Here is a 13346-nt window from a genome sequence, read left to right as displayed (position 1 = left end):
GCGGCTGCGGGGCGACGGCTCGCCGCCCCGGTTCAGGCGGGGGTCATACGTCTCGTACCAGAGCCGTCATCACGGCGAGCGGCAGCGAGGGATTGGCCGCCGCCGCTTCGACGACCTGCCAGTCGGGGTCGGACAGCAGCTCGACCACGACCGGCGGCGGAAGGGCGGGACGGCCGGCGGCTGTCGGCCTGGCCCGGGCGTCCGCCAGACAGGCGAGCAGCGCCGGAGCCGTCGCGTGGCGGTGTCCGGCGATCTCGCGGAGCGCCTTCCGTACGGGCGGCTCCGCGCGGGACAGGCGCTCCAGCAGCGCCGGCGTCGCGTCCGGGTTGGCCGCCACCCGGGCGGCGACCTGGCCTCCATGGCGGTCGAGGATGGCACCGAGCTGGGCCTCGGAGAGGCCGGGGTGCGGTGCGAGGGACCTGACCACTTTCGCGTCGGTGTCGGCGGCCAGAGCGTCGCGGACGGCGGGCGGCAGATCGCGCCGTTCCGCCAGCAGCATCCGCAACTCGGGGTGCGGTGACCTGGCCAGGCTCTCCACCTCGGCGGCGGAGGCGTCGGCGATCCGGGGCAGCAGGGTCGGGCCGATCCTGGTGGCGGCGGTCAGGCGGGCGAGAACGTCGAGCGGCACGCGGGGGTGGTGCGCCAGTCCGCGCAGAACGTCGGGCGCTTCGTCGGCGGCCAGCCGGCGGATCAGCGCCTCGTCCACGGCGGGGTTCCGGGCGAGGTCCGCGCGGACGGCCGGGCAAGGATCGGCGGCGAGGCGTCGGCGGACGGCCGACGGCAGGTCGGGACGGGCGGCGAGCAGGAGACGCAGCAGCAGCGAGGGGTGGTCGGCGAAGCCGGCGACGGCCTCGGCGGGGGTGGTGGGGTTCTGGACCGCCGTCCGCCACAGCTCGGTCACGGCGTCTTCGTGCGAACCGTCGTCGCAGGAGGCGCCGGGCGGCAGGCCGAAGGGGACGTCGCTTCCGTCGCAGGCCGGGCACCACCGCGCCGGGGGCAGCTCCGCACCGTCGATCAGCCGCGCGAGCACCGAGGGAGGTGTCGCCTCGTTGGCCGCGACGCCCCGGCGGACCTCGGTGTGCGGATGCGTCGCCAGCCGGGCGGCCAGGCCGGACGTCGTCGTCCATCGCGCCAGCTCCGCCACCACTCGTACGTCCGGGTCCGCCGCGAGCGTCTCCGCGACATCGGCCGGGAGGCCGGGGCAGGCGGCCAGCCTCTCCCGCCGCTCGACGACGGGGTCCGCCGCGAAGAGGCGTGTCCACTCCTCACGGCCGTTGCCTTCTTCGAGGAGGGCGAGCGCGGCACGCGGATGTGTCAGGGGATCGATGTCGTCGGCGGTCAGCCGGCCCCCGTACGCGAGTTGCGGCGCCGACTCCGCGACGCGGGACGCCAGTTCGACCGCCTGCGCGTGGGTGAGGTCGGTGCGCCGCGCGAGGTCCCCCGCGATGTCGTCGTCGGCGCGCGCGATCAGCCGGTCTACCAGCTCGGAGGGCAGCGCCGCGTTGGCGGCGAGTCCGCACAGCAGATGATTCACGGAGGCATCCTGCCGTGCCGTCGACGGGACGGACCGGTCGCCCCTGGTCCTTCCCCTGGTCGAGCGCGGTGCCCGGCTCGTGGGCACCGCGCTCGAACATGCGCGGGTTCACGAGCATGTCCACGCGCACGTTCGTGCGCGCGTCCATGCTCGGGACCGGTCTCGACCTCGGGTTCAGTGCCAGTACTTCATGTCAGTTCCTCCTCCCCCGCGCTCGAGGGCGCACCGTGATCTCGAAGCGGTCGAGGCCGCGGAGGGTCAGGTTGCGCCGGTGTTCTGGTTCCGCGACCGGCCTGGCGTCGGGGTGGTCCGTGGCCAGGGTCGTGAGGACCGATCCGGTCAGCCGGATCGCCATGGACGCGCCCAGACAGGCGTGCGCACCGCGGCCGAACCCCAGGTGGGGGTTGGGCGCGCGGTCCAGTCGCAGCTCGGAGGGTCGGGTGAAGCGGAGTGGGTCGTGGTTGGCCGCGCCGAGCAGGAGCGTGACCGGATCTCCCGCCCGGACGGTGACGCCGCCCAGTTCGGTGTCGGTCACGCAGACGCGGGCGTCCGCCTGCACGGGGGCGTCGTACCGGATCAGCTCGTCCACGGCGGTCGCCGGGGACGCCCGGAAGGTGGCGAGCGCGCCGGGAGAGGTGAGCAGGGCCGCGACGGCGTTGCCGAGGAGACGGGAGGCGGATTCGTAGCCCGCGTGGAGCACGACGCGCAGACTGTTACGCAGCACCGACGGGTCGACGCCACTGCCTTCGGCGTGCTCGGCGACGTAGCCGATCAGGCCGCCCTTGGGCGGGCCGGCCAGCCAGCCGCCGGCGTAGTCGGCGAGTTCGGCCCGCGCCGCGACGGCGGGCTCGTGCTTCTCGGGCCAGAGGCCGGCGTCCATGCCGTCCACGACGGTACGGGACATCGGCACGAACCAGGCGAGGTCGGGGGCGGGTACGCCGAGGAAGGTGGTGACGAACCGGAGCGCGAGCGGTTCGGCCAGCTCGCCGACGACGTCGAACGACGGCCGCCGCGCCAGCTCGGCCAGCAGCTCGCGGGCCTGGCGCTCCATCGCGTCGTACAGCGCCTGTCGATCCTGGGCGCGGAAACCGTCGAGCAACAGGTGCCTGATGGCGGTGTGTTCGGGCGGATCGAGGGTCTGCACGCTCAGCAGCGGCGCCGGGATGTCCTCGCCCGCCCGGCGCCAGTCGGAGGCGAAACGAGCGCTGTCAGTGAGGACGGAGAGACAGTCGGCGTGGCGCGTCAAGACCCAGGAGCCGAGCAGTTCGTGCCAGAAGACGGGGGAGTTCTCGCGCAGCCGCGCATAGGCGGGGTACGGGTTCCGGAGGACCGACGGGCGGGCCAGGTCCAGGATCGGGTCCACAACAGCCGCTTGATCCACGAAAACGTCTCCCCTTGCACAGAAGGCCTGGTTGAGGCCGCAAATGCTTCCGGTAGAGCGGTGCGAGAGCGCCGATTCGCCGGTGGGCGTGGCTTCTCACGGGTACATCTCCGAGCTGATCGTCGGCGACGCTACCACGCAACTCGGTCGGCTGGTATGACTACTTGCCACAGATCTTCCACCTCGCTGCGGGGAGCTGCGGATGCCGGACCAAGGCCAGACGATCGTCCACGATGTCCCGCTGAACGTCGCTCAACAGCCCGATCCCTACCCGCTGTTCGAGCGGATCCGTGAGCACGGGGCCGTGCAGCGCGTACGGCTGAATCCGGCCCTCGAGGTCTGGATGGTCACCGGCTACGACGAGGCGGTGTCGGCGCTCACCGACCCGAGACTCAGCTCCAGCCCGGTCCGGGTCAACGGCCTCGCCGAGGAGATGGCGCGCCAGGAGCGCACCAACGTCCTGATGGCCAGCATGCTCGTGGCCGACGGCGCGGACCACACGCGGCTGCGCAACCTGGTGTCCAAGGCCTTCACCGCGCGCCGCGTCGAGGAACTGGCGCCCAGGGTCCAGGAGCACACCGACGCGTTCCTCGACGCGATCGCCCCCAGAGGGAGCGCCGATCTCGTCGCCGAGTTCGCCCTCCCGCTGCCCATGGCCGTGCTCAGCGAGCTCATCGGGATCCCCGCCGAGGGACAGCCGGAGTTCGCCCGGCTGGCGGTCGGACTCATCATGCCGCCCAACACCCCGGAACGGCTCGCCAAGGGAGCCCGAGCCCGGGCCGAACTGACCGAGTTCTTCGAGCCGCTGATCGCCGCGCGTAAGGCGGAGCCGCGTGACGACCTGCTCAGCGCGCTGTGCGCGGCGCAGGCCGAGGAGCGGATCAGCGACCGCGAACTGACCGCCATGGCCATTCTGCTCACGCTCGCCGGGCACGAGACGACCGCGAGCCTGATCGCCAACGGCGTTCACGCGCTCCTTCGTCACCCGGACCAGTTCGCCGCGCTCCGGGACGACCCCTCGCTCCTGCCCGGCGCGATCGAGGAGCTGCTGCGCTACGAGGGCCCGGTCAGCCGCGGTGTCGCCCGTTTCACCGTCGAGGACTTCGAGATCGCCGGCGTGACCGTCCCGGCGGGCGAGATGCTCATCATCGGGCTGGCGGCGGCCAACCGTGATCCGGCCCGGTACGACCGGCCCGACATCCTCGACATCGCCCGCCGCGAGATGCCGCAACAGCTCGCTTTCGGCCACGGTGTGCACTTCTGCCTCGGCGCGCCGCTGGCCCGGGCCGAGGCCAGGATCGCCATCGGCTCCCTGCTGCGCCGCTTCCCCGACCTGCGGCTGGCCGCGCCGGACGAGGTGCTGACCCGGCGCGAGGGCATCCTGCGCGGGATGGCCACGCTGCCCGTGACCTTCGCTCCGCAGGGGTGACGGCGGGTGACTGAAGCGATCCGGCCGTACCGTACCGGCCCGGCGGAGTTCGACGGCATCGCGCCGGGGTACGACGAGTCGCGCGGCGGCGCGGCCCGTGCGGACGGTTTCGCCGAGCAGTTGAGTCCGCTCCTCGACCCGGCCCTGCCCGTCCTCGACATCGGCGTCGGGACCGGCATCGTGGCCGCCGCGTTGACGCGCCGGGACGGCCGTACGGTGTTCGGTGTCGACCTCTCCCCCGGCATGCTCGCCCTCGCCCGGGGCCGTCTGGGGCCGCGCGTGGCGGTGGGTGACGCGGGCCGGCTGCCCGTCCGTACGGCGTCGGTGCCCCAGGCCGTGTCCACCTGGCTGTTACATGCGGGGCCCGACCGGACGGCCGTCTTCCGCGAGGTGGCCAGGGTGCTGCGTCCGGGCGGTCGCTACCTGGTGATTCCGGTGCGGGGCAGGCGTCCCGTGGACGACATCGGGCGCGTCGTCAACGCGTTGGAGGACCGCCTCGATCCGGCGGGGGCACGCCAGGACGGTCCGGAGGCGCTGGCACCGGTCGCCGCCGCGCACGGCCTGGTGTACGAGGGGACCGCGTCCGAACGCAGGACGACCTTCGAGGTGTCGCCCCGGCACATGGCGCGGTCGCTGTCCGGCGGGCTGTTCACCGGCGCCTGGCCGGTCGGCCACGACGACGCGCGGTTCGTGGACGAGGCCCGTGAGCGGCTGCTGGCCCTGCCGGAGCCCGACCGGCCCCGGGTCCGGGAGATGACGGACTTCGTGATGGTGTTCAGCCGCGCCGCGTGAGGGAAGGACACGGTGCACCGCCCGGGGAACGGCCGGCCGGGCGGCGACCCGACCGAGGTACCGCCTGATCCGCCGCCCGGGGGCGGCTGACTCGGTCCGCCCCTACCCCGCGTCGTCGGACCGGCCGTCCGCTGTCCGGGGCGCGGCCTCATCCTCCGGGCCTTCGGCGTCGCTCTGGGCCTGGGCCCGGCGGCCGACGACCGCGGCGGCGGCGAGGGCGCTGACGAGGAAGGCGGTGGCGACGACCCAAGCGCGGTCGAGCACATGGCCCGTGGCGTGGTCGAGAGAGTAGCGGCCCGCACCGGCGACGCCGATGGCGGCCGCCGTGAAGCCGAGGAAGGCGGGGTACTCGTAGCCGCCCGCCTGGGCGAAGAAGCCGGCCGGGGCGTGCACCGCGACCGCGCCCGCCATGGCGCCGGCCGCGGCGGCTCCGGCGGCCGGGGTGGCCAGGCCCAGGGCCAGCAGGGCGCCGCCGCCCGCCTCGCCGAGGCCGGCGGCGATCGCGCTCTCGCGGGGCGGGGAGAAGCCCATGGCCTCCATCGCGTGGGTGGTGCCCGTCAGGCCGCCTCCCCCGAACCAGCCGAAGAGCTTCTGCGTGCCGTGCGCGGCGAGGACGGCGCCGGTGCCGACCCGGAGGACGAGAAGCCCGAGGTCGCGTCGGTTGAGCGAGGTCATGAGAGGTCTCCCGGTGCGTGCGGCACGTCGGTGCGCGGAGGGGGCGTACGTCTTCCACTGTCGCCGCCCTCGGGGCCGAGGCCGCAGCGTTACTGCTCCATGCGAGTCATGTCTTACGGCCTTTGTCCGGTACTGCTTGAGTGGGTGCGCCGGCCGGGAGTACATGGGGCGGGCACTGCTCCTCGTCGGCTTCGCCGTGCTCGTCCTGGGTGTCCTGGTGCTGGTCGGGCCGGGCGCCGTCGCCGGGTCGGAGGCCGCGGCCACGGTCTGCGTGATCCCGCGGGGCCGTGGCCGGCACGTGTTCCTCGGGAAGGTGAGCACGCTCGCGGGTGCGGTGCTGATCGTGTCGCCGCTCGAATCGGCCGCGGTCCTCACCGTGTCGGCGGCGTCTGGCAGCTCGTCGTGGGTGCGGTGGAGACGGCCACCGCCCCGCGGGTGCGCTCGCGGGCGGAGAAGGTGCCACCGGGCGTCTGGCGGTGAAGCCCTCGGGGCCCCGGCCGCCCGGCCGGGGGTCCTGACCCATGCGCTACATTTTGCCGGTCCTTGACCGCGATCATTCACGATCACTTCTCCTCGGAGCCGGCATCCCATGAGCGACATCGTCAACGGCCTCGGCCGAGCCACCGCCTACGGCGCACTCGGTGTGGTGCTGCTGATCCTCGGCATCGTCCTCGTGGACGCGCTGACGCCCGGGAAGCTCGGCCGGCAGATCTGGGAGGAGCGCAACCGCAACGCGGCCGTCCTGCTCAGCTCCGCCCTGCTTGGGATCGGCGGGATCGTCTTCACCTCGATCTGGACGACCTACGACAACTTCGGCAAGGGCCTCGCCTCCACGGCGGCGTTCGGGCTGCTCGGTCTGGTGATGATGGCCGTCGCCTTCCTCGTCCTGGATCTGGTAACGCCCGGCAAGCTGGGCGCCACCCTCGTCGACCCCGAGCCGCACCCGGCGGTCTGGGTGACGGCCTCGTGCAACCTCGCCGTCTCCGCGATCCTCTCCGCGTCCATCGCCTGAGCCCACCGGCCACCGCGCTCCGGCCCGCCCGAGAAATCACCGGCGCATCGGCTCCACCTCCAGGAACCGTCTGCGGCGCGGGCCCCGGTACAGCAGCGCCTCCCAGCCGAGCCGTACGAGGAGGGGGACGCACGCGCCGAGGGCGGACTCCTCCTCCTGGGCGGCGCCAGCGCCCGGCGGGCCCAGCCACTCGACGACGGCGGTGCCCGGCCGTTCGCCCGCCGTGACGCGGTAGCCCGCCGCCACCCGGACGCCGGAGGCGTCCACCGCCGAGGGAGTGATCTTCGCCGCCTCCAGGGCGAGGGCCACCGCCCGGACCGGCTGCCTGCGCTCCCACTCGGCGGGCACCTCGGTCGGGTCGCCGCCCGGCCGGGCGGTCAACCGGCGGATCTGCAGCAGTCCTTCGAACGCGGCCCGGACCTCCCGGGAGCGTTGCTCGGCCTCACCTGCGGGGAGCGGCGGCCCGTCCCCCGTGGCCGCCTCGAACGCCCCGCCTGTCACAGCAGCCGCCGGATGTCGCCGCGGACCCGGTAGAAGCCGCCCGACGCGGCGTGCAGGGCGTCGACCACGTACCGCGCGCCCGGCTCCCGGATGGCCCGGGGGAACTGCACGTTCCAGGACCGTTCGTAGCCGTCCGACACCACATGGACCCGGGTCCGGCCGCCCTCCTGGACGCACTCCACGACGACCGAGCCTGCCGGCGCGGCGCTCACCGCCGTCACGGCCGCCACCGTCGTCGCCGGCTCGTACGTCGGCAGCGCCGCGGCGAGTTTGACGTCCCTGGCGACCGGGACCGTGCCGCGCTGAGCGGCGGTGATCGCGGCCTCGCTCGCGTCCACGCACACCAGGGAGCCGTCCGAGGTCACCAGGTAGAGCCGCTCGTCCCGGTACTGCATGGAGAGCGCCGAACCCGCGCCGGTGCCCAGCTTCCACAGTCGCGTGCCGTCCTCCGCGAAGCAGTACACCGAGGAGGAGGCGTCGGCGGCGAAGACGAAGCGGCCGCCGGGAGAGGTCGCACAGGAGTAGACCGTGTTGTCGCACGCGTAGACCGCCTCGACGCGGCCGTCCTTCTTCGCGAGGCGCTGGACCTTCCAGCGCGCCGTGCCGGCGTAGACGGCGGTGTCCTCCTGCCAGCCGAAGAGCACCGCGCCGGCGCTGGCGGTGTGCCACAGTTCGCCGCCGCCGCCGGGGGCGTACGCCGTCACCCCCTTGGTGTCGCCGTGGTAGACGGCGTCGCCGTCGGCGCGGACCATCCAGGCGTGCTCGCCCCGGCCTCCGCGGGACCACTGGTGTTCGTCCTCGTGGTCGATGACGGTCAGCCGGCCCGACCGGTCGGCCACGTTCAGGACGCCCTCGTGGATGTCCAGCCAGAAGATGTCGACATCGGCGGCGATGTCGTAGGCGGCGAAGGGCAGCTTCGACGACAGGTCGTACACCCGGCCGTCGTCGCAGCCCGCGTAGATCCAGAAGTCGTCGGCGACCAGGCACTTCACCCCGTCGGGGAGGGAGAAGCGGGCCTGGACCTCGCCGGCGTGGCTCAGGGTGTACACGTCGCCGGCCTGGTTGCCGACCCAGCAGCGGTCCTCGTCGACATGGATGCCGAAGGCGGAGGAGCCGGTCCGGAACCGCCACAGGACGGGCGCGACCGCACCGGCCGTCGACGGCGCGGAGGCGACCGCCCGGCGGGTGACGGAGCGGGCCGCGCGCTGCCCCTGAACCGCCGGGGCGTACCCCTTGCGGACCTTCTCGCCTATCTTCTTCGCCGCGGCGGCGCGCGCCTTGTCCGCCGTGGCGAACGTGGAGGTCTGGGTCTGCCCGGCGGCGCCGATCCGCCCGTAACGGACCGACACCACCAGGTCGTCGACCGTCACTTCGTAGAACTTGTGCGCGCCCTCGCCGTCCTGCGACAGCTCCAGATAGGTCTTCGTCGTCATGTGGAGAACGGTAGGGCCGACCACTGACAACGGGCGTCCGGAGCTAACGCTGCGCGCGGCCGCTCGTCACCGCGTAGTACTGCAGGTCCTGCTTCTCGACCGGCCGGCGCACCGGGTAGCGGCTCGTGACCGTGGTGGTGCTCTCCCCGCCCCGTACCACCGTCGCCGAGCTGTGGCCGGTGCGCAGCGGCAGCAGGCGCGCGTGCACACCGGCCGGAGCCCGGTAGCCGCTCTCCGTGCCGCCGGTCGTGGTGCGGACGCTCGCCGGCGCCGTGAGGAAGCTGAGTACCTCCACCGTGTCCCGGGGGGTGGCCGTTCCCGGGCGGGGCTCTGTCACGCGGGGTTGGAGCGTGGTGGGCGCTGTGTCGTCGACGAACTGGACGCGGGAGGTCAGGTACAGCGTGTCGCGCACGATCCTGGGCCAGGCGCCGGTCTTGAACCGGGTCAGGTAGTAGGAGGAGAGGTCCAGGTAGGCGTACCCGTTGTGGAGCGAGGGTGCGAAGTGGGTGCCTTCGGAGTAGTCGTTCCAAGTGGTGAGCTGGACCCAGTCGGCACCGGAGCCGATGGCCGCCTCCCAGGCGGCCCTCAGGGTCTCGGTGTTGCCTGCCTCGTCGAAGATTCCCTGATTGGGGCGGGCGTCCTGGACGGAGACCGGTTGCATCCAGATCTTGCCGAGCCGGTGGGCCGTGGCGGCGTCGGCCGTCGCGCCGTCCTGACGGTTGGCGCTGCGGGCGCCCCACTCGGAGAGTCCGTGACTGATCGCCGCGTACCGCTCCCGCTCCGGGGTGAAGTCGAGGAAGAGGGGGACGAGCGCGGTGCGGATGCCGTGCCGGGTCTCCAGGTCCCCCATCATCCGCTGCCACCAGGCGGGCTCCTTCTCCTCGGCCTTGAACGGCGAGACGACGAGGCGGCCGTCCGGCAGCCGGTGGGCCGAAGGGTGCCGGGCCAGTTGCGCGAGTGAATCGGCCAGGGCGGCCGGCGTGGTGGTCAGTGAGGTCATGTCGGGCATGAGCTGGATCCGGAAGTCCGGGTCCTCCTCCTGCGCGGCGCGCATCAGCAGCTCGGCGCGGTCCCAGTTGCGTCCGGCGAGGGAGAGCAGGTCGAGGGTGAATCCGTCCAGGCCTGCGTCGCGTGCCGTGCGGATCTCCTGACGCAGATGGGCCAGTTCCCAGTTGCCGGTCCCGGGCCCGGTGGGCAGCGGGCGGTCGCGCAGAAGACCGCCGTAGGCGCGGTGCCTGCCCTTCTCGCCGTCCGGGGTCAGGTAGTTGCGACTGTAATAGTCCTGAGCCGCCGGCTCGTTGTCCAGGGAGAGTGGGTACGGCGTGAAGTAGTGGGCGAAGACGAGTTTCGGGGAGCGTCGTAGCTCGGCGGTGGCCGGCAGATCGAAGGGCAGGGCCGTGCTGTACGCCTCCGGGGGCGCCGCGGCCGGCTGTGCGGGGGCTCCGCCGCGCAGGGCGTCCGCGGTGCCGATGCCGGCCCAGGCGCCGAGGAGCAGGACTCCCAGCGCTAGTGCCGGGACCAGTCGACGGCGTCCGGGCGCCCGGTGTAACCGCGCGCGCCCTGGCCGCCCGGACGGCTGCGGCGGTGGTGCGGGGATGTCCCCCATGGGCGTCCTTCCGGCCGGTCGTGGAGGTGTGCCGAGGTGCCCACGGCGGACCTCCGCGTGGGCCTGCGGGCTGCCAGTAGTACAGCCGATCCGGGACGGCGGGACAACAACCCGTACATGCGTGCGGTCTCCGTTCTCCGAGCACCGTTGTGCTTTGCGCCACAGTGGGGGCCGATGTCACCACCGGTGCCGGTACCCTCCGGCACACTTCACGGGATCTTCTCCCGGTGGCCTCACGTGCGTCGACTCCCTCTCCGGGGGCGTGTCATCCGATCGGCCGTGCCCGCGTCGACCGCGATGTCACGAGATGAACACGCCAACGCCTTCTGGAGTCCTTCGCGTGAACAGCAGCGGAGGTGCGTGTGTTTGTCGTACTGTTCCGCGTTGCGACGCTTGTTCATCGAACTAGGGGCTCGATGACGGGGTGGCGAACGTCGACACGTGCCTGGGGGGTACATGTGGCATGTCCGCACAACTGAGACCAAGTCCGCTGGAACGAGGCCCGGTTCACCACCGGCTCCTCCTCATCCGCGCGCCAAGGCCGGCTGGTACCCGGTCCTCGCGCTGACGGTCGATCTGCTCGGCGTGGGGCTGCCCACGGCGCTCGTCCTGCATACCGAGCGCCAGCCGTACGCCTTCACCGGCGCTGTCGTCGCCGCCCTCTCCTGGGCCGGCGTACGGGCGCTGCGCCGTCGGTACACGCGCCGCGAACTCGGGGAGTCGCGGGGAAGTCTGCCCGTCCTGCACGACTGGCTCATCCTGCTCGGCGTGCTCGCCGTGCTGCGAGCGGCCGCCGATCTGCACCATCCTCCCCTGCTCTGCCTGGCCGCACTGCTGTCGGCGCCGGTACTGACCTTGACCTGCACCAAGTTGACGTGGCATCACCTCGTGGCCGCCCGTCGGGAGGCCCAGGTGGTCACCCGCGTCCTGGTGCTCGGTGAACCCACGGCGGCAGGGGACGTCGCCGAGCATCTCGCCCGGCGCACCGAGCACCCGTACGTCGTGGTGGGCGTCGTCGCGATCGGGGACGGGCCGGTCCGTACCGGTGCTCCGGTGGCCACCCGGCTCGGTGCCTCGATGCCGGACGCCGCCGACGGGGACACCGTTCCCGTCCTGGCCGCCGCCCGCGAACTGGAGGCGGATGTCGTCCTGGTCGCGGCCGGCGCCCTGATGGCCGGCGAGCGGCTGCGCCGGCTCTCCTGGGGCCTGCACGACGCCGGTACCGAACTCGCCCTCGCTCCGGGTCTGGTGGAGTGCGCCGTGAAGCGACTGGAGACCATCTCGGCCGCCGGCATGGCTCTGCTCCGGGTCGCTCCGCCGGTCCGTGACGGGGTGCAGCAGCTGCTGAAGTCCGTGATGGACCGGGCGGGCGCGGCCGTCGGCCTGGTCCTCCTCGGTCCGCTCTTCCTGGCGATCGGCGTCGCGGTACGGCTGACCTCACCGGGGCCGGTGTTCTACCGGCAGGTGCGGATCGGACAGAGCCGCACCCCGTTCGTGATGTGGAAGTTCCGCACGATGTTCCTGGACGCGGACGCCCGCAAGGCGGAGCTGACCCAGGCGAACGAGCACGACGGGCTGATGTTCAAGATGCGGCGCGATCCGCGCGTGACCCGGGTGGGACGCCTGCTGCGGCGCACCTCACTGGACGAACTGCCCCAGCTCATCAACGTGTTGCTGGGGTCCATGTCCCTGGTCGGACCGCGACCGCCGCTTCCGGAGGAGGTGGCACGGTACGGGGACGTGGAGCTGCGCCGGCTCTCCGTGCGTCCCGGGATGACCGGTCTGTGGCAGATCAGCGGCCGCTCGGACCTGTCGTGGGACGAGACGGTGGAGCTGGATCTGCACTACGTCGACAACTGGTCGTTCACCAGCGACGTCGATGTCATGGCCCGTACGTTCCGCGCCGTCGTCGACGGTCGCGGAGCGTACTGACGGGCCGCCGCATGACGTCAGCCCTGTGTCCGCCACCAGGCGTAGGTCGAGGCGATGCCGTCCCTCAGCGGGACGGCGGGCTTCCAGCCGAGGCCGGTCAGCCGGGACACGTCGAGGAGCTTGCGCGGAGTGCCGTCGGGCTTGCTCGTGTCCCAGCCGAGCCGTCCCTGGTAACCCGTCACCTCCGCGATTGTCTCGGCGAGTTCGCGGATGCTGAGGTCCTCGCCGCAGCCGATGTTGACCGGCTCGTCGCCGTCGTAGCTCCGCAGCAGCACGGCGCAGGCGGCGGCCAGGTCATCCACGTGCAGGAACTCCCTGCGCGGGGTGCCCGAGCCCCACAGGGTGAGTTCCTCGCGCCCCTCCTCGCGGGCCTCGTGGAAGCGGCGGATCAGCGCCGGGAGGACGTGCGAGGTCTCCAGGTCGAAGTTGTCGCCGGGGCCGTAGAGATTGGTCGGCATCGCGGAGATGTAGGCCGCGCCGTACTGCTTCCGGTACGACCGGACCTGCACGATGCCGGCGATCTTGGCCAGCGCGTAGGCCTCGTTGGTCGGTTCGAGCGGCCCGGTCAGGAGCGCGTCCTCGGAGATGGGCTGGGGCGCGAGCCGGGGGTAGATGCAGGACGAGCCGAGGAAGAGCAGCCGCCCGACGCCCGCCGCGTGCGCTCCGGCGACGACGCTGAGCTGGATCTGGAGGTTCTCCTCCAGGAACTGCACGGGGTAGGTGCTGTTGGCCATGATCCCGCCGACCTTGGCGGCGGCGAGCACCACGGCGTCGGGACGGGTCTCGGCCAGGAACGCGGCGGTCCGCGCCGCGTCCCTCAGGTCGAGCTCGGCGCGGGTCCGGGTGATCACCTCGTGCCCCTCCCCGGCCAGCCGGCGGGCGATCGCGGAGCCGACGAGACCCCGATGCCCCGCGACGAATATCCGGGCCCGGTCGGGCAGATACGACGGCGCTCGCGTCACGTCGGTCGTGGATTCAGTCATGGCCCGGATCATGCCAGGCCCTCGGGGAGCACAGCGCCCCAGATCCGGTTTTCTCTCCCGGATCGGCT

At 72.7% G+C, this 13346-nt stretch carries 11 protein-coding genes; 4 read left to right on the top strand and 7 right to left on the bottom strand.

The features are described from left to right. Window positions 1–43 precede the first annotated feature (43 nt). The gene (locus IE136_RS06995) at window positions 44–1534 is read right to left on the bottom strand and encodes a hypothetical protein (RefSeq protein ID WP_189599828.1); all 1491 of its coding nucleotides are present in this window, start codon (window positions 1532–1534) and stop codon (window positions 44–46) included. A 193-nt stretch (window positions 1535–1727) separates the two neighbouring features. Next, window positions 1728–2915 (bottom strand): cytochrome P450, encoded by a 1188-nt coding sequence (locus IE136_RS06990; protein WP_189599827.1) that lies wholly within the window; start codon window positions 2913–2915, stop codon window positions 1728–1730. A 202-nt stretch (window positions 2916–3117) separates the two neighbouring features. Between IE136_RS06990 and IE136_RS06985 the strand changes: the two genes are divergently transcribed. After that, window positions 3118–4344, top strand: coding sequence for a cytochrome P450 family protein (locus tag IE136_RS06985; RefSeq protein WP_158992423.1), 1227 nt, complete (start codon window positions 3118–3120; stop codon window positions 4342–4344). Window positions 4345–4350: 6 nt separating this feature from the next. Then, window positions 4351–5136 (top strand): class I SAM-dependent methyltransferase, encoded by a 786-nt coding sequence (locus IE136_RS06980; RefSeq protein WP_189599826.1) that lies wholly within the window; start codon window positions 4351–4353, stop codon window positions 5134–5136. A gap of 102 nt (window positions 5137–5238) precedes the next feature. Here IE136_RS06980 and IE136_RS06975 read toward each other — a convergent pair whose 3' ends face one another. Continuing rightward, on the bottom strand, window positions 5239–5811 hold the full coding sequence (locus tag IE136_RS06975; RefSeq protein ID WP_158992419.1) for a DoxX family membrane protein: 573 nt from the start codon (window positions 5809–5811) through the stop codon (window positions 5239–5241). A gap of 589 nt (window positions 5812–6400) precedes the next feature. On the opposite strand from IE136_RS06975, the gene IE136_RS06970 reads away from it, so the two are divergent. Next, complete coding sequence (locus IE136_RS06970; RefSeq protein ID WP_158992415.1) at window positions 6401–6823, top strand: DUF350 domain-containing protein; 423 nt, start codon at window positions 6401–6403, stop codon at window positions 6821–6823. Between the two features lie 36 nt (window positions 6824–6859). Here the strand turns inward: IE136_RS06970 and IE136_RS06965 are convergent, their stop codons facing one another. From IE136_RS06965 to IE136_RS06955, 3 genes are read right to left on the bottom strand one after another with little or no spacing between them, the layout of a single operon-like run. After that, window positions 6860–7324, bottom strand: a complete 465-nt coding sequence (locus IE136_RS06965) for a hypothetical protein (RefSeq protein ID WP_189599825.1) — start codon at window positions 7322–7324, stop codon at window positions 6860–6862. After that, window positions 7321–8757, bottom strand: coding sequence for a WGR domain-containing protein (locus IE136_RS06960; RefSeq protein ID WP_189599824.1), 1437 nt, complete (start codon window positions 8755–8757; stop codon window positions 7321–7323). Before IE136_RS06960 ends, IE136_RS06965 begins: the two co-directional genes overlap by 4 nt. Window positions 8758–8800: 43 nt before the next feature. Further along, window positions 8801–10363: a glycoside hydrolase family 71 protein gene (locus IE136_RS06955; protein WP_189599823.1), complete on the bottom strand. Its 1563-nt coding sequence runs from the start codon at window positions 10361–10363 to the stop codon at window positions 8801–8803. A 456-nt stretch (window positions 10364–10819) separates the two neighbouring features. Between IE136_RS06955 and IE136_RS06950 the strand changes: the two genes are divergently transcribed. Further along, entirely contained in the window at window positions 10820–12295 is a 1476-nt protein-coding gene (locus tag IE136_RS06950) for a sugar transferase (RefSeq protein WP_189599822.1), read from the top strand. A 17-nt stretch (window positions 12296–12312) separates the two neighbouring features. On the opposite strand, the gene IE136_RS06945 is transcribed toward IE136_RS06950, so the two are convergent. Continuing rightward, window positions 12313–13278, bottom strand: a complete 966-nt coding sequence (locus IE136_RS06945; protein ID WP_229818682.1) for a GDP-L-fucose synthase family protein — start codon at window positions 13276–13278, stop codon at window positions 12313–12315. Window positions 13279–13346: the final 68 nt, after the last annotated feature.

Origin of the sequence: Streptomyces lateritius, assembly GCF_014649715.1 — a bacterium.
GTDB lineage: Bacteria > Actinomycetota > Actinomycetes > Streptomycetales > Streptomycetaceae > Streptomyces > Streptomyces lateritius.
Note: the sequence above shows the minus strand (reverse complement) of the source record. Positions and strands in the feature narration are given on the sequence as shown.

Bases quoted from the DNA above. Each gene is read 5' to 3' on its own strand.
- IE136_RS06985 (WP_158992423.1), top strand. From the start codon at position 3,118: ATGCCGGACCAAGGCCAGACGATCGTCCACGATGTCCCGCTGAACGTC.
- IE136_RS06975 (WP_158992419.1), bottom strand. From the start codon at position 5,811: ATGACCTCGCTCAACCGACGCGACCTCGGGCTTCTCGTCCTCCGGGTC.
- IE136_RS06970 (WP_158992415.1), top strand. From the start codon at position 6,401: ATGAGCGACATCGTCAACGGCCTCGGCCGAGCCACCGCCTACGGCGCA.
- IE136_RS06960 (WP_189599824.1), bottom strand. From the start codon at position 8,757: ATGACGACGAAGACCTATCTGGAGCTGTCGCAGGACGGCGAGGGCGCG.
- IE136_RS06955 (WP_189599823.1), bottom strand. From the start codon at position 10,363: ATGGGGGACATCCCCGCACCACCGCCGCAGCCGTCCGGGCGGCCAGGG.
- IE136_RS06950 (WP_189599822.1), top strand. From the start codon at position 10,820: ATGTGGCATGTCCGCACAACTGAGACCAAGTCCGCTGGAACGAGGCCC.
- IE136_RS06945 (WP_229818682.1), bottom strand. From the start codon at position 13,278: ATGACTGAATCCACGACCGACGTGACGCGAGCGCCGTCGTATCTGCCC.